22 protein-coding genes are annotated in these 18682 nt (G+C 71.8%); 6 read left to right on the plus strand and 16 right to left on the minus strand.

From position 1 onward, the window contains the following. Window positions 1-15 precede the first annotated feature (15 nt). The 4 genes from ABD978_RS18795 to ABD978_RS18810 all read right to left on the minus strand — a co-directional run bounded on the left by ABD978_RS18795 (window position 16) and on the right by ABD978_RS18810 (window position 2012). Window positions 16-348 carry a DUF2516 family protein gene (locus tag ABD978_RS18795; protein WP_345355538.1) on the minus strand — a complete coding sequence of 111 codons (333 nt, stop codon included), beginning with the start codon at window positions 346-348 and terminating at the stop codon, window positions 16-18. A 182-nt stretch (window positions 349-530) separates the two neighbouring features. Then, window positions 531-911, minus strand: coding sequence for a hypothetical protein (locus ABD978_RS18800; protein WP_345355541.1), 381 nt, complete (start codon window positions 909-911; stop codon window positions 531-533). A gap of 8 nt (window positions 912-919) precedes the next feature. Then, entirely contained in the window at window positions 920-1306 is a 387-nt protein-coding gene (locus tag ABD978_RS18805; RefSeq protein WP_345355544.1) for a helix-turn-helix domain-containing protein, read from the minus strand. Window positions 1307-1406: 100 nt separating this feature from the next. Continuing rightward, entirely contained in the window at window positions 1407-2012 is a 606-nt protein-coding gene (locus ABD978_RS18810; RefSeq protein ID WP_345355547.1) for a LysR family substrate-binding domain-containing protein, read from the minus strand. 1 nt (window position 2013) lies between these two features. On the opposite strand from ABD978_RS18810, the gene ABD978_RS18815 reads away from it, so the two are divergent. Then, window positions 2014-2823: an alpha/beta fold hydrolase gene (locus ABD978_RS18815; RefSeq protein WP_345355550.1), complete on the plus strand. Its 810-nt coding sequence runs from the start codon at window positions 2014-2016 to the stop codon at window positions 2821-2823. Between the two features lie 63 nt (window positions 2824-2886). Here ABD978_RS18815 and ABD978_RS18820 read toward each other — a convergent pair whose 3' ends face one another. Further along, window positions 2887-4056 carry a neutral zinc metallopeptidase gene (locus ABD978_RS18820; protein ID WP_345355553.1) on the minus strand — a complete coding sequence of 390 codons (1170 nt, stop codon included), beginning with the start codon at window positions 4054-4056 and terminating at the stop codon, window positions 2887-2889. Window positions 4057-4069: 13 nt separating this feature from the next. Continuing rightward, complete coding sequence (locus tag ABD978_RS18825) at window positions 4070-4918, minus strand: neutral zinc metallopeptidase (protein ID WP_345355556.1); 849 nt, start codon at window positions 4916-4918, stop codon at window positions 4070-4072. A gap of 325 nt (window positions 4919-5243) precedes the next feature. On the opposite strand from ABD978_RS18825, the gene ABD978_RS18830 reads away from it, so the two are divergent. After that, complete coding sequence (locus ABD978_RS18830) at window positions 5244-6902, plus strand: DUF2207 domain-containing protein (protein WP_345355559.1); 1659 nt, start codon at window positions 5244-5246, stop codon at window positions 6900-6902. 16 nt (window positions 6903-6918) lie between these two features. Here the strand turns inward: ABD978_RS18830 and ABD978_RS18835 are convergent, their stop codons facing one another. From ABD978_RS18835 to ABD978_RS18845, 3 genes are all read right to left on the minus strand, one after another. Continuing rightward, on the minus strand, window positions 6919-7839 hold the full coding sequence (locus ABD978_RS18835; RefSeq protein WP_345355562.1) for an asparaginase: 921 nt from the start codon (window positions 7837-7839) through the stop codon (window positions 6919-6921). 114 nt (window positions 7840-7953) lie between these two features. After that, window positions 7954-8784 carry a beta-keto acid cleavage family enzyme gene (locus ABD978_RS18840; RefSeq protein WP_345355565.1) on the minus strand — a complete coding sequence of 277 codons (831 nt, stop codon included), beginning with the start codon at window positions 8782-8784 and terminating at the stop codon, window positions 7954-7956. Window positions 8785-8954: 170 nt separating this feature from the next. Next, window positions 8955-10232 carry a serine hydrolase domain-containing protein gene (locus ABD978_RS18845; protein ID WP_345355568.1) on the minus strand — a complete coding sequence of 426 codons (1278 nt, stop codon included), beginning with the start codon at window positions 10230-10232 and terminating at the stop codon, window positions 8955-8957. Between the two features lie 139 nt (window positions 10233-10371). Here ABD978_RS18845 and dtd point away from each other — a divergent pair, with 139 nt between their 5' ends. Beyond that, window positions 10372-10815 carry a D-aminoacyl-tRNA deacylase gene (gene dtd, locus ABD978_RS18850; protein ID WP_345355571.1) on the plus strand — a complete coding sequence of 148 codons (444 nt, stop codon included), beginning with the start codon at window positions 10372-10374 and terminating at the stop codon, window positions 10813-10815. Between the two features lie 36 nt (window positions 10816-10851). Here dtd and ABD978_RS18855 read toward each other — a convergent pair whose 3' ends face one another. From ABD978_RS18855 to ABD978_RS18870, 4 genes are all read right to left on the minus strand, one after another. Further along, a complete protein-coding gene (locus ABD978_RS18855) occupies window positions 10852-11304 on the minus strand; it encodes a hypothetical protein (protein WP_345355574.1) in 453 nt (150 codons plus the stop codon). A gap of 90 nt (window positions 11305-11394) precedes the next feature. Next, on the minus strand, window positions 11395-12357 hold the full coding sequence (gene ygfZ, locus ABD978_RS18860) for a CAF17-like 4Fe-4S cluster assembly/insertion protein YgfZ (protein ID WP_345355577.1): 963 nt from the start codon (window positions 12355-12357) through the stop codon (window positions 11395-11397). Window positions 12358-12367: 10 nt separating this feature from the next. Next, a complete protein-coding gene (locus ABD978_RS18865; RefSeq protein WP_345355580.1) occupies window positions 12368-12784 on the minus strand; it encodes a Fur family transcriptional regulator in 417 nt (138 codons plus the stop codon). Between the two features lie 531 nt (window positions 12785-13315). Beyond that, entirely contained in the window at window positions 13316-13801 is a 486-nt protein-coding gene (locus ABD978_RS18870; protein WP_345355583.1) for a heme-binding beta-barrel domain-containing protein, read from the minus strand. 89 nt (window positions 13802-13890) lie between these two features. On the opposite strand from ABD978_RS18870, the gene ABD978_RS18875 reads away from it, so the two are divergent. The 3 genes from ABD978_RS18875 (at window position 13891) to ABD978_RS18885 (ending at window position 15690) form a co-directional block, all read left to right on the plus strand. Beyond that, window positions 13891-14616: a GIDE domain-containing protein gene (locus ABD978_RS18875; RefSeq protein WP_345355586.1), complete on the plus strand. Its 726-nt coding sequence runs from the start codon at window positions 13891-13893 to the stop codon at window positions 14614-14616. Between the two features lie 62 nt (window positions 14617-14678). After that, window positions 14679-15317: a GIDE domain-containing protein gene (locus tag ABD978_RS18880; RefSeq protein ID WP_345355589.1), complete on the plus strand. Its 639-nt coding sequence runs from the start codon at window positions 14679-14681 to the stop codon at window positions 15315-15317. 10 nt (window positions 15318-15327) lie between these two features. After that, on the plus strand, window positions 15328-15690 hold the full coding sequence (locus tag ABD978_RS18885) for a DsrE family protein (protein ID WP_345355592.1): 363 nt from the start codon (window positions 15328-15330) through the stop codon (window positions 15688-15690). 79 nt (window positions 15691-15769) lie between these two features. Here ABD978_RS18885 and ABD978_RS18890 read toward each other — a convergent pair whose 3' ends face one another. The 3 genes from ABD978_RS18890 to ABD978_RS18900 all read right to left on the minus strand — a co-directional run bounded on the left by ABD978_RS18890 (window position 15770) and on the right by ABD978_RS18900 (window position 18473). After that, a complete protein-coding gene (locus tag ABD978_RS18890; RefSeq protein WP_345355595.1) occupies window positions 15770-17194 on the minus strand; it encodes a purple acid phosphatase family protein in 1425 nt (474 codons plus the stop codon). A 173-nt stretch (window positions 17195-17367) separates the two neighbouring features. Then, a complete protein-coding gene (locus ABD978_RS18895) occupies window positions 17368-17769 on the minus strand; it encodes a VOC family protein (RefSeq protein WP_345355598.1) in 402 nt (133 codons plus the stop codon). 164 nt (window positions 17770-17933) lie between these two features. Further along, window positions 17934-18473: a thermonuclease family protein gene (locus tag ABD978_RS18900; protein ID WP_345355601.1), complete on the minus strand. Its 540-nt coding sequence runs from the start codon at window positions 18471-18473 to the stop codon at window positions 17934-17936. Window positions 18474-18682 lie beyond the last annotated feature (209 nt).

Genomic DNA, 18682 nt, shown 5'->3' on the forward strand with positions numbered 1-18682 from the left:
CCCGGCGGCCGACGATCACCAGGGGCCGTACGGACCGGACGAGGAGCCGCCCCGGCCGTACTGCCGCACGGCGGGCCGGACGTCGGCGAGGTAGACCGCGGCGGCGATGAAGCCGATCACCGGCAGCATCTGGATGATCGAGACGAAGCGGACCGCACCGGCCAGGCCGAACAGCAGCGCGACGCCGAGAATGATCAGCCAGAGCTGCTTCGTGAGCTTGCCGGCCGCCGAGTAGGCCCCCGCCGGCCGTCGTACGGCGTCGGCGAACGCCCAGATCTCAACTATGAAAGCGGCGATGGCCACGACCCAGAACAAGATCCCGACGAAACTCTGGGCTGGTTCGAGCACGATCGACCCCCTGTAGCGGGGCGGCGTCGTACGAGCGCCGCGTCATCACTTGTCATCACGTACGGGCCCAGCGTATGTGTTCCGCCGGGGTCCTGCCGATGGTGCGTGCGGACGGAAAGCGCGGGAGCCCGGGCGGATGGTCCGCCCGGGCTCCCGGTGCGTCCTCGGACGCGCTCCGAAGATCAGTTGCCGACCTTCTTGGAGGCGTCGGTCGCGGCCTTGCCGGCCGTCTTCGCGGTGTCCCGAGCGGAGGCGGCGGTGTCCTTGGCGGCGCCGGTGGTCGACCGGGCCTTGCGGGCGGTCGTCCGGGCGGTCTGCTCGAGCTGCTGCGTGGACTTCTGCCGCTCCACGCGGCCCACGATCTTCTTGCCGCGCTCGGCCAGCTCGTCCATGACCTCGGCGGCGCGGCCGCCGACCTGGGTGACGTAGGACAGGGCGGCGCCGCCCAGGTCCTTGTCGATCTTCTTCGGCATCTCGCGGATCTTCTCGACCGCGAGGTCGCCGGCACCGGCCGCGACGTAGAAGGCCTTTGACTCGCGCAGCTTCTCGGTGATGTTCGGCATGTGTGGATTCACCCTTCAGTCGATGGGGTCGCTTCGGTGGCGGCTTCTCCGCCGGGCTCCCCTTCCCGGCGGAACGACTCGTAGATGTCGAGCAAGACCTGCTTCTGACGCTCCGACAGGCTCACGTCCGCCCGGATGGCGGCCTGGACGTCCGTGTCGGACTCTCGCTCGTCGAGGATCCCTGCTTGCACGTACAGGGCTTCGGCGGAGATGCGCAGGCCCTTGGCGATCTGCTGCAGGATCTCCGCGCTCGGCTTGCGCAGCCCACGCTCGATCTGGCTGAGGTACGGGTTGGAAACGCCCGTGGCCTCGGCCAGCTGGCGCAGCGAGACCTTGGCCCGCTCGCGCTGCTCTCGGATGTACTCCCCAATGGAGCCGACTTTGGAAGTCGCCATGTCTCCACTGTGCGCCCCTATGCTTGCTATTGCAAGCAGACTTGCAAGCACTTCGGCGTGAGTCGAGTCACATCGCGATGTGACTCGACTCGGGCGGCCGTCACCGCTCGACTTCGATGCAGGCGTCCAGGAGCGCGGCGAGGCGGCGGGACGGCGGCCCGGGGCGTACGGCCAGGTGGGTCCGGACGGCCGGGGCGGGTGCCGTGAAGCGCCGGAACGAAACGCGGGGAGCGGGCTGGATCTCGGCCTGGGCCGCGTAGTAGACCGTCCAGCTCGGCCTGCCGGAGGCGATGGCGGCGAGCGTGTCCTGGTCGGTGGTGAAGGCCGGGCCCATGATCGGTTCGAAGCCGGCCGCCCGGCAGGCGCCGACGACCGTGTCGACGAGGTGCGGGTTCGCCTCCCGGGGCACGATCCGCAACGGCAGGTCGGCCAGGTCCGCGAGCGCGACCTCCTCCTCGGCGACCAGGGGATGCCGGGCGGGCAGGGCCGCGACCAGGTCATCACTCCAGAGCGGGAGGAGCTCCAGGCCCGGCCCCTGGTCGGCGCCCCGGATGAAGGCGGCGTCCAGGTCGCCGTCGCGCACCTGCTGGAGCCGGGCCGCCGGACCCGCGCTGACCAGCTCCACCATCAGCCGCGGCGCCCGTTCGGTGAGCGCGGTCAGCAGGGCGTCCAGGCGGCTGCCAAGCCGACCTTCAAAGGAGAGCATCGTGCCCATCGTCGACGTCCCCGTCACCGGCGGTATCAGCAAGGCCGGCTACTTCGTCACCGGAACCGGACCGGGGCTGGTGCTCGTGCACGGCACCGGAGCGAGCGGCCAGGCCAACTGGGGACCGCTCATCGAGGCCCTCGGCGACCGGTACACGATCGTGGCGCCGGACCTGCCCGGCTCCGGCGACACCCGCGACCCCGGCGGCCCGATCACGATCCGGGACCTGGTCGCCCACGTCGTGGCGGCGGCCCGGGACGCCGGTCTTGAGGACTTCCACCTCGTCGGGCACTCGCTCGGCGCCGTCGTGGCCACGGCCACCGCGGGCCTCCACCCCGACCTGGTCCGCTCCCTGACCGCCCATGCGGGCTGGGTGAAGGCCGACCCGCAGATGGTGTTCCAGTTCGAGCTGTGGAAGCGCCTGGCGCTCGAGGACCCCGCCGCGATGGCGCGGCTGCTCCTGCTCACCGCCATCGGCAAGGAGACCCTGCGCACCTGGGGGCAGGCCGAGTTCGAGCAGGCGGCGGCCGCGTTCACCGACCTGCTCGACGGCGCCCGTGCGGGGGTCGCCCGCCAGGCCGAGGCGAACATGACCATCGACGTCACCGAGTTCCTGCCGCACATCGCCGCCCCGACGTTGATCATCTCGAGCGCCGACGACCGCATCGTCCCCCCGTACCACCAGCAGGACCTGGCCGATCGCATTCCCCAGGCCACCCTGCTGCGCGTCCCCGCCGGGCACGGGCTGCCGGCCGAGAACCCCGCGCTGCTGACCGCCAAGGTCGCCGAGCACCTCGACCAGGTGCGCTGACGCCGCGCCCCGTCTCACCACTGCCGCCGGGCCCGTACAGGCCCGGCGGCGAGGGCGTCGGGCTCAGTCCACCGAGCCGGGCGAGGCCGCCCAGGTGTTGCAGGTCGACGTCGTGCCGTGGGTGTACCCGAGCTGGACCCAGCCGCGGTAGTGCGCGTCCGTGCCGTGGTCCCGCTGCTCCATCGGGCGCCCGTCGTCCCCGCGCTCGTACGAGTCGCGCAGCGCCACCGCCCACTGCTCGGGCGTCACGGGGAAGGTCCCGCGCACCGAGCTCATGAACACGCCGGACAGGCACTGCGCCTGCAGCTCGCTCCGCTTGGTCACGGCGTTGCGGGCCAGGGTGCTCGTCGCCGCGGCCCGCTCCCGCTGGCTGTAGTCGAGGATCCCGGCCTGGTCCTGGATCGCGTGGCCGTACTCGTGCGCGACCTCCCGGGCGTACGCCACGTTGTAGCGCACGGGCATCCCGCCGGCCGCCTTCTGCGCGTCGGTCACGCCGATGTAGATCGAGGCGTTGCTCGGGCAGTAGAACGCGGCGACGCCCGGCGACGGGTAGGTGCCGCAGGGGCTCGACCCCGACGTCGACCAGAAGACCCGCGTCGGCGCGGTGAACTTCAGGCCCGCGCCGGCGAAGCCCTTCCCCCACGCCTTGTCCAGGCAGTCGGTGGTCTCGTTGAGGAAGGCCCGGAACGACGCTGGGTCGCCCTGGGTGATCTGCCGTCCCCGGCAGCCGTCGGAGGGCAGCCGGCCGACCTTGTACAGCGGGCTGTCGGCGGCGTTCTGGGACGGGGCGGTGGGCGCGCTGACCGGCGGCCGGACCGGCGTGTACCCCGGCCTGGCGATCAGCTTCAGCGCCATCGAGCCGCCGACCCCGACGATCGCGAGCAGGCCGAGCACCCCGATCACGCGTACACCCCCGCCGCCCTTCCGCCGGCGCGGCGGCGCGTACCCGTATCCGGGAGCGGCGTAGGGCTGCCGGCCGTACCCGGGACCGTACGGCGGCCGGGGCGGCGGACCCTGCGGGCCGTATCCGGGACCGTGGGCGGGCGGCCGGCCGTAACCCTGGGGTGCGCCGTGGCCCTGAGGTGCGCCGTACCCCTGAGGAGGGCCGTAGCCCTGCGGGGCGCCGTAGCCCTGGGAACCGCCGTAGCCCTGCGGGGCGCCGTGCCCCTGGGGGCCGCCGTAGCCCTGGCCGTGACCCCGGGGCGGGGGTCCCCATGAGCCGGGTCCAGCCATCACTCTCCTCCTGTCAGGAAACGTCCGAGGGGGCAGCCGTCCACGTGTTGCAGGACGACAGGACGCGCTGCGTGTAGCCGCGGGCCACCCAGCCCGCGTAGTTCGCTTCGGAGCCGTGGTCGCCCCGGTCGGCCGGCTGGTCCACGTCGCCGCGCGCCCGCGCGTCGGCGAGGACCGCCTCGTACTGCTCGGAGGTCATCGGGAGGCTGTCGCGCTCGGCCGACAGGAACGCGCCGGCGAAGCACTGCGCCTGCAACTCGATGCGGCGGCTGACCTCGTGGCTCGTGGCGGCGGCCGAGGCCGCCATCAGCGCGTGGCCGTACTCGAGGATCCCCGCGTCCTCCTGGACGTGGTGGCCGTACTCGTGCGCGATCACCCGGGCGTACACGCCGTAGTGCGAGACCGGTTCGCCGCCCGCCGTCTCCACGACGTCGTCGAGGCCGACGTACAGCGTGTCGTTCGCCGGGCAGTAGAACGCCGCCGCGCCGGGGGCCGGGTAGGACCCGCACGGGCTGGTGCCCGACACGCTCCAGAAGATCCGGTGCGGCGCGGCGAACCCCGGCACGGCCGCCTTGGCGAACTGCCGCCGCCACGCCTCGTCCAGGCAGTCCGACAGCCGGTCCAGGAACGCCCGCATCGACTCCTCGTCGTGCTCCCGGATCCGCGGCAGCGCGCAGTCGACCGGGTCGAGCGGACCGCTGCGGTACAGCGGTCCGGCGAGCGCGGCCTGTCTGCTGCCGGCGCGCGTGGCGCCGTCGGCGGTGCCGATGCCCGACGCGGGACGCCCCGGACCGGCCAGCGAGTAACCGACGATCGCGACCACGCACAGCGCGGCGACGCCGCCGAGAACGCCGACGACCATGCCGGCCGTGCTCCGCCGCCGGGGCGGGCGGCGTGGTGGCAGGTAGCCGAGGTCCCGCGCCGGCCGACGCCACAACCGGGACGGCGGGCCATACGGCTCCGGGCCGCCCGGCGGACGCCGCCGATAGGGACTGACCACTGTCGTCCGTTCCTCCCCCTGAGACCGGGCACGCCGGGCTCCGCGCGGGAGGGGCGACCGCGACGAGAATCATCCCATATCACCGAAAACGGCGATCACTTCACAGCAGCATTTCCGACCTTTCACACGAACCATCAGTGCCGCAGGTCACGCAGGGGGCCGCGCTTCACCGGTACGCTGTGCGGCCATGCTGGTTCGCACGCGGCTCCTGATCGCTCCCCTCGTCGCCGCCGGACTCCTCACCGGCGCGGCTCCCGCGTCGGCGGCCTCCGCGCAGATCGTCAAGGACACCGTCGCGATCACGGTCGCGCCCGACGGGTCCCTCCAGGTCAAGGAGACGGTCACCTACAAGGGGGCCGCGCCCGCGCGCACCCTCATCCGCCGCAAGCACCTCGACGACCGGCAGGACCGCCGGTACGACGTCGGCGACCTCAAGGGCGGCACGCTCCAGAACCAGGGCGACCGCGCGATCCTCCGGGTCTCCGGAGGCGGCGGCGCCGGGCAGCGGACCGCGCAGCTCTCCTACACGGTCAAGGGCGCGATCACACCGCAGCGGAGCGGTGAGCAGCTCGACTGGGTCGCCGCGGGCGGCTGGCACGTCCCGGTCGGGCAGACCCGGGTGACCGTCGAGTCCAGCGCGGTCGTGCAGAACCTCAACTGCTTCGCCGGCGACCTGTCGAGCACGGTCGGCTGCACCCAGTTCTTCACGAACCACACCCACACCCAGGCGGACTTCCGGCAGGAGGAGCTCCAGCCCGGCGAGTACGTCACGGTCATGATCGGTTACCCGGCCGGCACGACCAAGGGCGAGCCGATCATCGAGCAGCGGCACACCGTCACCACCGCCTTCACCGTCAACGGGCTCACCGGCGGCACGCTCCTCGGCCTGCTCGTCCTCCTGCTCGGCGGGGTCGCCCTCCTCTACGTCACCCGGGGCAGGGACGCGCGCATCGTCAACAAGAAGGCCGCCGAAGGAGATCAGGCACCCCTCGACTCGACGGGGTTCGCCCCGCCGGACGGCGTGCGGCCGGGCCAGATCGGCACGCTCATCGACGAGCAGGCCGACGTCGTCGACGTCACCGCGACCATCATCGACCTGGCGGTTCGCGGCTACCTCCTGATCGAGGAGCTGCCCCGCGAGACGTACGGCCGCATCGACTGGCAGTTGCGCCGTCTGCGGCGCGCGCCGGACGACCTGCTGCCGTACGAGCGGATCCTGTACGACGCCCTGTTCACCGGGCGCGACGTGGTGGCGCTGTCCGAGCTCGGCGGCACCTTCGCCGACCAGCTCGCGGCGGTGCGCGGCGCCCTGTACGAGGACGTCGTCCGGCAGGGCTGGTTCACCCGCCGGCCGGACTCCGAGCGGACCCGCTGGACGACCATCGGCATGATCCTGGCCGGCCTGGGCGTGGTCGGCACGATCGTGCTGGCCGTCTACACGAACCTCGCCCTCATCGGCCTGGCCTTGATCATCGCCGGCGCCGCGCTGGCCGTCGGCGGCCAGTACATGCCCGCCAAGACGACGCGCGGCGCGACCGTGCTGGCGCACACGCTCGGGTTCCGGGCGCACCTGTTCCGCGGCGAGGTCCCGGACGCGCCCGCCGGTCACCGCGTGGCACTGTTCTCGCACTACCTGCCGTACGCGGTGGTGTTCGACGTCGTCCCGCGCTGGGCGGAGACGGTGGCCGACGTCGGCGCGGGCAACAGCGGTCCCTCGGACAACCTCTACTGGTACGAGGGACCGGCCGAGTGGGACCTGTCGAACTTCGCCGAGTCGATCCGCAGCTTCACCCTCGCCACCTCAGGAGCGATCTCCGCCTCCCGGCAGTTCCGCAGCCTCTCCTGAGACCCCGGGAGGGCCGTCAGAGACCGACCGCGCGGATCTCGCCGACGATCACGTCGCCGCCGTGCAGGGGGACGGTGGCCAGTTCGTCGGGGACCTCCGCGCCGAGGGCGCGCAGCGTCGCCACGGTCACCGGCGTACGGGCCCGCATCGACCCATCGTCGATCTTGATGGCGCCGGCGCGCCCGTCCGCGAGCGCGAACGCGTCGACGCCCTCGGCCCCGCACTTGACCAGCAGGCCCGGCACGGCGGCCATGAGCCGGCGCTCGTCGCGGTGGGTGCCGGAGGTCCACTCCGGGTGGGCGCGCATCGCGTCCGCCAGGCGCCGCTCCGGGGTGCCCGGCTCGGCGGTCACGATCGCGCGCAGCGCCCGCGCCACGCCGGTCAGCGAGACGGCGAACAGCGGCGCGCCGCACCCGTCCACGCCGGTCGCGGCCACCCGCTCGCCGGTGAGCTCCTCGACCGTCTCCCGGACCGCCACCTGCAGGGGGTGGTCGACGTGCAGGTACGACTCCGTCGGCCAGCCGTTCACGACGCAGGTGGCGAGCATCGCGGCGTGCTTGCCCGAGCAGTTCATCCGCAGCCGCGACTTCTCGGCCCGGACGGCGACCTCCAGGTCGAGCGGCCACTGCGGCGGGCACTGAAGGGCGTCCGGGGTGAGCCCGGCGTCGGCGAGGATCTTGCGGGCGCCCTCGACGTGGAAGTCCTCACCGGAGTGGCTGGCCGACGACAGCGCGAGCAGCTCGTCCTCGAGGGCGAGCCCGCTGCGCGCCATCGCGACCGCCTGCATCGGCTTGTTGGCCGACCGGGGGAAGACCGGCTCGTCCGGGGACCCGACGGTCACCGCCGGTGAGCCGTCGACGGCGAGCGCGGCCACCGATCCCCGGTGCCGGGACTCCACGAATCCGGAACGTTCCACTTCGACGAGGACGGGGTGCATGCTCTCTCTTCGGGGGGTCGGCGATCGGCTGGGATGCTCTGGGGACGGGCGGTCGCGTGCTCTCGGGACGGGCGGCTGCGGCGTGGTCTCGGTCGGGCTCCGGGGCGGACGGCGTCAGCTCGGGCGCGGCTTCACGCCCAGGAACGACCGCGCCTCGTCGGCCGGCATCGGGTCACGCTGGGCGATCCGCGCCAGGGTCGCCGCACGCTCCACGAGCTCGGCGTTGGCCGTCACCGGCCGTCCCTTGGCGTAGGTCAGCGTATCCTCCATGCCCACCCGCAGATGACCCCCGGCCGCCAACGCCGCGTACATCACCGGCAGGCTCGTCCGGCCGATTCCCGTCGCCGACCACGTGGCCCCGGCGGGCAGCGCCTCGACCGCCGCGACCAGCGTCCGGGCGTCCCCCGGCATCCCGCCCGGCACGCCCATGACCAGGTCGCAGTGCACATGTCCCCCGTACGGCGCGCCGTACTTGTCCAGCAGCCGGTGCAGGGACGCGACGTGGCCGAGGTCGAACAGCTCGAACTCCGGCACGACCTGCCGCTCCTGCGTCCGCTGGTACAGCTCGGCCATGAACGGCCACGGGTTCATGAACACGTCGTCGCCGAAGTTCACGGTGCCGCAGGTCAGCGAGCAGCCGTCCGGCTCGGCGTCGAGGACCCGCAGCCGGTGCTCGTACGGGTCGGTGACCGCGCCGCCGGTGGACAGCTGCACGATGAGGTTCGTGCTCGCGCGCAGGGCGGCGACCGTGTCGCGCAGCCGCGCGAGGTCGAGGGTGGGCCGGGCATCGGCGTCCCGGATGTGCACGTGGATGACGGCGGCGCCCGCGGCCTCGCACTCCTTCGCGGTCTGGACGAGCTCGTCGAGCGTGACGGGCAGCGCCGGCGCGTCGACCTTGTCGGTCTCCGCTCCGGTGGGCGCAACTGTTATCAGCGTTCTGGCCATGGACAGCATGATTTCAAGACCAGAGCCCATTTGGCGAGAAAATCTTCAGCAAAGAAGCTCAGGGGAAGGCCCGCGTCCTGGGACGCCCGGGTGCGGCCGACCCACCGGCGACTCGACGCCTACGCCGGCGCGGCGTCGAGTCGCGGTCGAGGTGGCGCTTGCCGCGAGGACTAGAAGTAGGTCGAGGTGAGGTCGCCGGTCGGCCAGGTCTTCACCGCGTCCGCCGCCTTGTGCAGGGCGGGGTCGATGTCGGAGTAGCTGGGGGCGCTGCCCTCCTGCCGCTGGTCGAACAGCACCGCCCACGTCAGCCCGTCGTAGCGGCGGACCAGCAGGGTGCTCGTTCCGCCGAGGCTCCCGTCGTGCCAGGTGTTGATCTTCCCGGTGCCGACGGGCCGCACCATCCAGCCGCACCCGTAATACCAGCCGTCGCTGTTGATGCCGGTTGCGGGCTTGGCGAACGCGGTCTTGATGGAGGCGGCGTTCAGGACGGACCCGCCGTCGTAGACGCCGGCGAAGCGGGTGAGGTCCATCGCCGTGGCGAGCCAGCCGCCATGGGCGTCCATGTTCTCCAGGTTGAACCCGCCGTAGGGGTAGGACACCTTCTTCCCGGAGTTGTCGAACACGGTCGTGCCGGTGTAGGTCGAGTAGTAGGGCACCTCGCCGCTCGTCCGGTAGAGCGTGCGCCCCAGGCGCATCCTATGAACGGTCCGGGGGGTCAGCACCTTGGACTGCACGTATGACCGGTAGCTCAGCCCGGAGACTTTCTCGATGATCCTTCCAAGGAGCATGAACCCGTAGTTCGAGTAGGCATAGGTGGTGCCGGGCGCGTGGTCGAGTTTGCGGCCCGAGGCGTACCGCATGATGTCGGCCTGGCTGATCGGCAGCGGGACGCCGAGCGCCTTGGCGATCGCGAGATCCTGGAACATCAGGTCCGGCGAGATGGCCCGGTCCCAGCCGCCGAGGTGCTGGAGCAGCCGCAGCACCGTCACGTCCTTCAGCCGCGGGTCCGCCGTAGTCGACAGCCCGAGCAGTGTCGCGACCCGGTCGGTCAGCTTGAGCTTGCCGTCCTGGACGAGCCGCAGCACGGCCGTCGCGGTCACCGGCTTACTGATACTGGCGATCCGGAACAGCGAAGTCGGCTGGGTCTTCAGACCGGTGTCCGCGCTCCAGGTGTAGCCGCGGGACAGCACGAGCTTGCCTTTACGGACGACGGCGAGCTGCCCGCACGGGATGTTGCGCGCCTGCATGAAGCTCTTGACCGTCGAGTCGAAGCCGCCGAGCCCCGCCAGCGCCTTGCCCGTCACATTCCAGGTTCGGGTGGCCGCCGCCCCGGCCGCCGTGCGGGCGGAGGCGCCTCCCGAGCAGCCCGCCAGAAGCGTCGGCGCCGCAGCACCGGCCCCCGCGAGCACGGCCGCCTTGCCGAAGTTCCTCCTGGTCAATTGCGTCACGCCGTCCCCCTGAGATCGAATGTCTGAATCGCGCCGTCAACGCACCTTAGGGGATTTCGATCTTGATGACGGGAGGAATGCCGAGCCCGCGCGGAGGGCCTGGGTGCCGGCGGGACCGCGTACGGCAGAATGCGGTGGCGTGCGAGCGGTCGTTCAGCGTGTGAGTCGGGCCGACGTGACCGTCGAGGGTCAGGTCGTCGGCGCCATCGACGGGCCGGGCCTGCTGGCCCTCGTCGGCGTGACCCACGACGACACCCCCGAGCAGGCGAAGAGGCTGGCGGCCAAGCTCTGGGGGCTGCGGGTCTTCGACGGCGCGACGCAGGGCGCGCCGGAGGCGTCCTGCTCCGACCTGGGCGCGCCGCTGCTCGTGATCAGCCAGTTCACCCTCTACGGCGACACGCGCAAGGGGCGGCGGCCGTCCTGGATCGCGGCGGCCCCCGGCCCCGTGGCCGAGCCCCTCGTCGACGAGGTCGTCGCCGAGCTGCGCCGCCTCGGCGCCCACGTCGAGACCGGCGTCTTCGGCGCCGACATGAAGGTCTCGCTGCTCAACGACGGCCCGATCACCCTGATCCTGGAGGTCTAGTGCCGTGTCAAGCGGCGTCGGTCGTGGAGCGCGGCGCTAGGAGCTCAGGCCGGTCACGGCGAGGACGAGCGCGACGATCGTGCCGACGGTGGCGAGCGCCAGGAGGTTGCGGTCGTTCTCCGCCAGTTTGGCGCGGACGCTCGGGGAGTAGACGACGACGCCCGTGTCGCGGTTCGGGTCGGGCGCGGACTCCCGCTTGAAAGGGTTCGGCAGCCGGACCGCGCCCCACAGGGCGTCGTTCTTCACCTGCTGGTGCGCGGCGGAGCACGCGAACAGGCGCCCCCGGATCGGCTCGTGGCAGGCGAACCCCTGCCGGGTCATCACCCGGCACACCGTCGGCACGAGCGAGAACTCATACAGGCACCAGCACAGCAGCCCGATGAGCGCCAGCCGCCACGACGTCAGCAGCACGGCGGCCACCAGCAGCACGCCGATCCCGATCCACCAGACGTAGCCGGGCTCGCGCACCCGCCGCCGCCGTCGCCCCATGTGCTCTTTCCTCGTCGAGGTCTCGTCCGACGGAGAAAACCCTGCCATGTGCGCCGCCCATCATGATCCGGTTCTCGGCGATTTACGGACTTATCGGCGTCGAAGATCGATTTTGGCGTTGGCTCCGGTGTCCGGGGAGACGACGACCTCCTGCGCGGCCGCGACCCCTCCGGCCAGCAGCGGCTCGTCGACCGGGATGTTGCGCTTGATCAGGCCGAGGGCGATCGGGCCCAGCTCGTAGTGCCGGGCCGCGGAGCCGACGAAGCCGACCGTACGGCCGCCGGCCTCGATCGGCTCGCCGTGCGCCGGCAGCCGGTCGACGCTCCCGTCGAGGTGCAGGAACACCAGCCGCCGGGGCGGGCGACCGAGGTTGTGCACCCGCGCGACCGTCTCCTGGCCGCGGTAGCAGCCCTTGTCGAGGTGGACCGCCACGTCGATCCAGCCGACCTCGTGCGGGATCGTCCGGTGGTCGGTGTCCAGCCCGAACCGGGGCCGGTGCGCGGCGATCCGCAGCGCTTCGTACGCCCACAGGCCCGCCGGCCGCGCCTGCCAGTCGCGCTCCAGCTCCTTGCGGGGCACGATCAGCCCGTCCGTCGTCACCAGGGCGTCCGCGGGCGGCTCGGCGCCGCTGAGCGTGACGACGGCGTACGCGTCGGACTCGTCGGTGACCTCGGCGTCCAGCGTGAACTGCATCATGTCGAGGAAGCGCGCCAGCTCCGGCGCCGTGCCCGGCTCGACGTGCGCCCAGACCGCCTCGCCGTCGTCGACCAGGGCAAGGTGGTGCTCCACGTGACCGTGCGGGCTGAGCAGCAGGGCCTCGGTCGGCGTGCGCGGCGGCAGCGCCTCGAGGTGCTGGCTGGTCAGGCTGTGCAGGAGGCGCAGGCGGTCCGCCCCGCCGACCCGTACGACGCCGCGGTTGCTCCGGTCGACGATCGCCGCCCCCGACGCGAGGGCGCGCTGCTCGGCGAACGGCTCGCCATAGTGCGCGGCGACGCCCTCGTCCGGCGGATCGGCCGGTACGGCCCCGGGCGTGCTCAACAGCGGGCTGTCCATGACCGTAAGACTACGTCTTCCGGCAGTCGCGGCAGCGGCCGTAGACCGTGAGGTGCTGCACGTCGGTCTCGAAGCCGTACTCCCGCTCCAGGACGTCGACCAGTCCGTTCGCGACGGTCGGGGTGACGTCGTAGACCTCGCCGCAGCCCCGGCAGACCAGGTGGACGTGGTCCGCCTCGGTGGCCAGGTGGTAGGTCGGCGGCTTGTGCCCCAGGTGGGTGTGCTTGACCAGCCCGAGCTGCTCGAGCAGCTCCAGGGTCCGGTAGATCGTGGAGATGTTGACGCCGCGCGCGGTCCGCTGCACCTCGGTGCAGATCTCCTCGGGGGTGCCGTGACGCAACGCGGTGACCGCCTCCAACACGAGCTGGCGCTGCGGGGTCACGCGATAGCCCCGCGCCCTCAGCTCCTCGTGCCATGGTTCCGCCACGACGCCGAGTTTATGTCCCCCGGCCGCCTTCCCGCCGGGCCTCACGACCGACCGGCGAGGCGAAACCTCCGGAAAATCCACTTGCCATCGGCTCGGCGGGAACCTAATCTGCGGGCTAAGCGGGAAAGGAGGTGGTCCGAAACTTATGCATAGTACGAGGACTCGTGAGGTGGCTGTCCGTTAGCCGCTGTCCCCCCTCAGCCTCGCCCCGACGCGGGTGAGGCGACCGGCCGAGGACGCGGCCGGCGAATATCAGGCAGACACCCGACCCCCGGGCCGGTCGACCCAGTCCTGTCGACCCCTGCGCGAGCAGGAGCAGCCCGGGGGTCGTCCTTTTCTCCGGACGACCCGGCCGCAGGCCCTCCGGTGCCATAGGTCGCTCCCGGGAGCCGGATCCGGTTCCCCGGTGGATTCTCCCGGAACGATCCCGCGACAGGACGGCTCCGGCCCGGCTCCCTGTGAGGCTCAGGACACGCGCTCGAGCTGGGCCGATGAGGCTCAGGACACGCGCTTGAGCTGGGCCCATGAGGCTCAGGACACGCGCTTGAGCTGGGCCGACAGGTGCGACTGCAGGCTCTGCCCCTCCGCCGCCATGTCGTACGCGTAGCCGAGATCCTCGCCGATCAGCCCGTACAGCCGCTTGCCGGCGGTGTACTCCTTCGCGGTCTCGGTGCGCGCCACGACGTCCGTGACCAGCTCCACCCGGTTGAACGCCGCCTGACCGACGTAGATCTCCGCGATGCCCGTCGGGTGCGCCAGGACCAGCTCGACCTTTCCACCCGGGTGCGCGCGCCAGTAACCGCTCTCGCGGGCGAGGGGAGCCGCGAGGTTGCCTTCCTCGTCCAACCGCCAGGTACGGCTCGTGTAGATGAGGTACGGCTTGCCGATGTGGCTGAAGGAGATCTCCTGTCCGAAACGGAAGCTCTCGATCGTCGGATAGCCGCCGACCCCGGCCCCCTCCCAGTCTCCGAGGAGGAACGCCAACGGTTCGAGGTCGGGATGCAGCTCAGGTTCCATGTTCGGCCAGCGTAGTGGCCCCTGCCCGGAGCGACGACACCGCGTGGAATGCAGGATGATGCCCGGAATGATCCCTCGGAGGTATCGGCGTGCTCTACCCCTCGGTCCTTGTTCTCCTCGGTGTCGCGGCCCTCATCTGGTCGTACGTCCAGCAGCGCAAGCGCGACGCGATGCTCGCGACGCCGACCCGTACCTGCGCCGAGATCGCCGAGTACGACCAGCCCGTCACCTGCGAGGTCAAGGGCACGGCCGGGCCGGGGCCGCAGGGGCCGGTCCAGGCGCCGTTCTCGGGGCAGCCGTGCGTCTGGCACCGCACCAAGGTGACGGTCCGCTACGAACACCATGAGCGGCGCGACGGCAAGACCGTGACGACGACGCGCGAGCGGACCGTGCACGACAAGACGTACGGAGCGCCGTTCAGCGTCCGCGACGCGACCGGGGAGATCGTCGTGATCCACGAAGGCCGGTCGATCGACCATGTCACGAAGTCCCTGTCGCACTTCGAACGGGCGGGCACCGACGTCGACCTGTTCGGCCTGCGCCTGCGGGTCAACCTCAGCAACGTCAAGGGCCACCAGTACGAAGAATGGCTCATCCCCGCCGGCCAGCCGATGTACGTTCTGGGCGGAGCGGCGGCGGAGAACGGGCGGCTCGTCATGCGCGACCCCGCCGAGGGGCCGTTCCTCATCTCGACGCGGTCGGAGGAGGCACTGTCGTCGGCACTGCGGATCCGCTTCCTCACCGGTTACATCCTCGGCGGGGCGGTCATCGTCGGCGGCCTGTTCTGGCTTGTGGTGAACTTGATCAACGGGTGAACCGCTCGTTCCCCGACCGCGTCTGATGGTCCCGGGTCCAAGGAGGACGGTTGTACGCGCTCATGACACTGATCACGGCCGGAGTCGAGGCGGGCGCCGACGCGATGGCCAAGACGATCGGGAAGGCCCGCCGCCGGCGGGCCATGGACGCCGCCGAACCCCTCACCGACAACCTCCCCGGCGCGCCCCGCGAGGTCAGCGGGCGCGCGGTCGCCGGCCCGGCCGGACCGGTGACGGCGCCGCTTTCGGGGCGGCCCTGCGTCTGGTACTCCATCACCGTCTCCGAGCGCTACTGGGCCTGGCGGCCGGGCCCCCTCGGCCCGACCAAGGTCGTCCGCCACTCGACGACGGCCGAGCTGATCAGCGGGCCGCTGCACGTCACCGGGGAGACCGCCGCCGTACGCGTCGACGCGCGCGGCGCGGAGCTGGAGCTCGGCGAGCCGGCGTTCGCGGAGTTCGAGGACTCGCCGTACGGCCCGCTGGCCGCGCGCCTCGCGGCGCTCCTGGGCGCGCCTCCCCGTCCGCGGCACCGCGACCGGACGATCGGCTTCCTCGTGGAGGAACGCGTCGTCGCGGCCGATGAGCCGCTCCGGGTCGTGGGGGCCGCTCGTACCGAATTGGGAGACCTTGTTCTTGGTAAGAGCGGACTGCGGCCACTGATCATCTCGCGGAGCGTGCCGGTTTCCGGCCCGGGCGACTAGTGTGCCGGATATGGCACGATCACTCGTCATCAAGGTGACGGCGGGCGCCGACGCGCCCGAGCGCTGCAACCAGGCGTTCACGGTCGCCGCGGCCGCCGTCGCCAGCGGCGTCACCGTATCCCTCTGGCTGACCGGCGAATCATCCTGGTTCGCGCTGCCGGGCCGGGCCAAGGAGTTCGAACTGCCGCACGCGACCCCGCTGGAGGACCTGCTCGGGATCGTGCTGTCGGCCGGCCGGGTCACGGTCTGCACGCAGTGCGCGGCGCGCCGGGACATCACCGACGACGAGGTGCTGCCCGGCATCCGCATCGCGGGCGCGCCGACCTTCGTCGAAGAGATCATGACCGAAGGCGCCCAGGCCCTCGTCTACTGACGCCGGACGGCCCGTCCCCGCGTGCCGCAGCGGCACGCGGCAGTGCGCCGGAGCAGGCGTCAGCGCGCCAGGGCAGGCGTCAGCGTGCCGCGCGCAGGCCCGACAGGTCGCGGGCGGTCACGCTGTTGCGGTCCGAGACGGACGGGCCGAACGAGAACTGCGGCCACAGCCCGTTGATCTCCTGCCGGCTGCGTTCGCTCCACTCCCTGGCGAGGTCGTCACGGGTCTTGTAGAAGTTCAGGGCGAACCCGCCGCTGTGCACGCGCAGCAGGTTGAAGCCGCCGGGGTACTCCTTGGTCGCGCCCACCTCCTGCTGGGTCACATGCCGGCTCCCCGGCAGCACCGTCCGCTTGTTCCGGTGCGTGTGACCCGCGTGGTGCAGGAACACCCCGGGCGTCCGGTCGTACGCCGCCATGATCTCGACCGTCTGCCCGACGTTCAGCGAGGTGCCGCCACTGACCGCGAGCGGATCGTCGAGGGACAGCAGCGGGTGGTGGCCGAACACGATCGTGGGCTGGTCCCTGTGCGCCTTCAGCTCGGCCTCGAACCAGGCGAACTGCTCCGGGGACAGGCCGCCCGCGTCCCCTCCGTTGCCCGGCTTGTCGTAGGTGTCGAGCCCGATGACGCGCAGGCCGCTCAGCTCGTCGCTGAAGTACGTCGGCCCGTCGGAGAACACGTCGCGGAAGCAGTCGTGCCCCTGCCACCGGCCGACTTGGCAGGCGGCGTACGCGGAGCCGTCGTGCGCGCGGTCGTGGTTGCCGCGGGCGACGAGGTAGTCGCGGCGGTAGGTGCCGAAGCCGTCGAGGATCCGCTTGGCCTCGTCGAGGTCGCCGGGCACCGCTTCGGAGGAGACGTCACCGGCCGCGAGGAGGTAGGTCGCGCCGCGCCGCCGCGCGTCCCGCACCATCGCCTCCGCCATGATCTTCGGGTACGGCGGCCGTCCTGGCACCTGCGAGATGCCCTTGAACGGCAGGCCGCCGATCAGCCCCGCGACGGTCTCGCCCAGGTGCAGATCGTTGCAGAGCGCGATGGCGAACAGGAACCGTCCGGGCGGCGGCTGCGGCGTCGTGAACGAGAAGGTGTCGCTCCCCAGCGGGGTGCCGGCGGCTCCGGCCACCGAGGTCTGCGACGCCGTCCGCCCGCGCGAGCGCGCCTGGTAGTAGTACGTCCGGCCGGGCTCCAGGCCGGTCACCTCGACGTAGTGGTACGGCGTCTGGCCGGTCCCGCCGATGACGCGGGTCAGCCGTCCCGGCCGCGTGCCGATCCTGATCTCGCCGTCGGCCGCGGCGGGCCGCATCCGCCCGAGCCCGTCGTCGGTTCCGGCGACGCCGGTGTACCACGTGAAGATGGCGCTGGTCTCGGTGAGGGTGACGAGTTCGAGGTTGACCGGCCGTAAGTCGGACGCGCGCGCCCGCGTCTCACCGATCATGGAGGTGAGCGCGAACCCGGAGACGATCGCGCTCAGGCGCAGCAGGTCCCGACGGCCGGGCCGACAGCAGAACATGGGCCGGACGCTAGGCCGCGGCGAAGCTCAGGTCCATAGCGACACAGCGACAACACCCGAGTCAGGCCACACCCGGCCACCACGGGTCGACGTCGGTCGCGGCCCCGATCCCGCGAGCGATCCGCTCGCGGGACCGGGGTTTTCCCCATGCTGTGGACAGACGACGCCGAGCCTTATCGAGGCGGGTTCTCCCCGCTCGGGGTGACCCACTCGACGAGTTGCACGACCACCCCGTTCGGGTCGGTGACCTGGAACAGCCGCTCTCCCCACGGCTCTTCGCGCAGCGGCATCGTGATCGGGACCCCCTCCGCGCGCAGGCGGGCCTCTTCGGCGGCCAGGTCGGTGACCACTAGCGCGATGATGAGCCCGGCCGCGTGCTGGTCCCGGAAGCCCTCCGGAAGCACCTCGATCCCCCGCCGCAGGAGGACCACGTCCATCGCGTCGTCGTCGCGGTGCAGCGAGACGAACCCCTCGGCGGACATCACCTCCTCGTACCCGAAGTGCGTGGTCAGAAAGACGGCGGACGCCGCGACGTCATCGACGGTCAACGAGACCGCTGACGCAGTGACCTGCATGGGACTCCCCTTTCACAGTTATTCCGTACATCGTACGACGTACAGCGTACTGAATAAGTTCCCGAGCGGTCACCGTGATCGAGGACAGACACCCCGGAGGCCGATGCCGGAGCGCGGACCGCCGCCCCGCCGGCTCGGCAACGGGGCGGGGCGGTCACGGCGGATCACCGGCAGGCACCCCACAACCCCGCTCCCGCGCGGCGCGCCACGGCCTCCGCCGCGCCCAGCACCGCGGCGTAGCGGGTGTTGGGCGGAATGACCAGCGTGCGGGCGAATCCGCTCCGCACCAGGTCCGCGGTGACGAGACGGCCGTTGCCCGTCCACACGTGGAGGAGCCGCCGGCCGAAATGGTCGTACGGCTCGCGGTCGGCCACGACGCGCACCTCGGCACCGACCGGGGCCAGCCGGCGGAGCGCACGGGACGCCTCGACGCCGAAACAGTCATGGCGCGCCCAGCTCTCCGGCGCGTCCACTCCGATGAGCCGGACCCGTCGACTCCGGCCCCCGATCCGCATCACGAGCGTGTCCCCGTCGACGACGCGCAGCACCCGCGCGCCCCCCGCTTCGGGCGGCGGCCCGAGCCCGACTGCGCCCGACTCCGCGACGCCCTCCGGCAGCCGCGCCGCGGTCCGCCCCGGAGCCGTCGCCAGGACGCCGCAGAGCGCCGCGAGCGCTCCCCCTCCGGCGAGAGCCCATCTCCTCATGACGAAGAGTGTCCGACAGGGCACCGACAGTCGCCTGCCACCGATCGCGACGAACGGTGGTCGCGGCGGTGGCGGACGGCGAGCGGGGTCGTCGAACCGCCCGGTCCGCCATCAGGCCGGCTGAGCATCCTTTTGATTCGCCTGAATCATGGAGATTCCTGGCCCAGGACTCCCGAAGCGCCGACAAAGGGAAAGGTGGCGTGACGGCC

It is taken from the genome of Actinoallomurus liliacearum, assembly GCF_039542035.1.
In the GTDB taxonomy this organism is placed as follows: Bacteria; Actinomycetota; Actinomycetes; order Streptosporangiales; family Streptosporangiaceae; genus Actinoallomurus; species Actinoallomurus liliacearum.

What these genes read in the sequence shown, in the direction of transcription:
- ABD978_RS18890 (WP_345355595.1), bottom strand. Translation starts at nt 17,194, where the DNA reads ATGTTCTGCTGTCGGCCCGGCCGTCGGGACCTGCTGCGCCTGAGCGCG.
- ygfZ (WP_345355577.1), bottom strand. Translation starts at nt 12,357, where the DNA reads ATGGACAGCCCGCTGTTGAGCACGCCCGGGGCCGTACCGGCCGATCCG.
- ABD978_RS18805 (WP_345355544.1), bottom strand. Translation starts at nt 1,306, where the DNA reads ATGGCGACTTCCAAAGTCGGCTCCATTGGGGAGTACATCCGAGAGCAG.
- ABD978_RS18855 (WP_345355574.1), bottom strand. Translation starts at nt 11,304, where the DNA reads ATGGGGCGACGGCGGCGGCGGGTGCGCGAGCCCGGCTACGTCTGGTGG.
- ABD978_RS18800 (WP_345355541.1), bottom strand. Translation starts at nt 911, where the DNA reads ATGCCGAACATCACCGAGAAGCTGCGCGAGTCAAAGGCCTTCTACGTC.
- ABD978_RS18870 (WP_345355583.1), bottom strand. Translation starts at nt 13,801, where the DNA reads ATGGAACCTGAGCTGCATCCCGACCTCGAACCGTTGGCGTTCCTCCTC.
- ABD978_RS18880 (WP_345355589.1), top strand. Translation starts at nt 14,679, where the DNA reads ATGACACTGATCACGGCCGGAGTCGAGGCGGGCGCCGACGCGATGGCC.
- ABD978_RS18825 (WP_345355556.1), bottom strand. Translation starts at nt 4,918, where the DNA reads ATGGTCGTCGGCGTTCTCGGCGGCGTCGCCGCGCTGTGCGTGGTCGCG.
- ABD978_RS18810 (WP_345355547.1), bottom strand. Translation starts at nt 2,012, where the DNA reads ATGCTCTCCTTTGAAGGTCGGCTTGGCAGCCGCCTGGACGCCCTGCTG.
- ABD978_RS18820 (WP_345355553.1), bottom strand. Translation starts at nt 4,056, where the DNA reads ATGGCTGGACCCGGCTCATGGGGACCCCCGCCCCGGGGTCACGGCCAG.
- ABD978_RS18895 (WP_345355598.1), bottom strand. Translation starts at nt 17,769, where the DNA reads ATGCAGGTCACTGCGTCAGCGGTCTCGTTGACCGTCGATGACGTCGCG.
- ABD978_RS18885 (WP_345355592.1), top strand. Translation starts at nt 15,328, where the DNA reads ATGGCACGATCACTCGTCATCAAGGTGACGGCGGGCGCCGACGCGCCC.
- ABD978_RS18840 (WP_345355565.1), bottom strand. Translation starts at nt 8,784, where the DNA reads ATGGCCAGAACGCTGATAACAGTTGCGCCCACCGGAGCGGAGACCGAC.
- ABD978_RS18830 (WP_345355559.1), top strand. Translation starts at nt 5,244, where the DNA reads ATGCTGGTTCGCACGCGGCTCCTGATCGCTCCCCTCGTCGCCGCCGGA.
- ABD978_RS18900 (WP_345355601.1), bottom strand. Translation starts at nt 18,473, where the DNA reads ATGAGGAGATGGGCTCTCGCCGGAGGGGGAGCGCTCGCGGCGCTCTGC.
- ABD978_RS18835 (WP_345355562.1), bottom strand. Translation starts at nt 7,839, where the DNA reads ATGCACCCCGTCCTCGTCGAAGTGGAACGTTCCGGATTCGTGGAGTCC.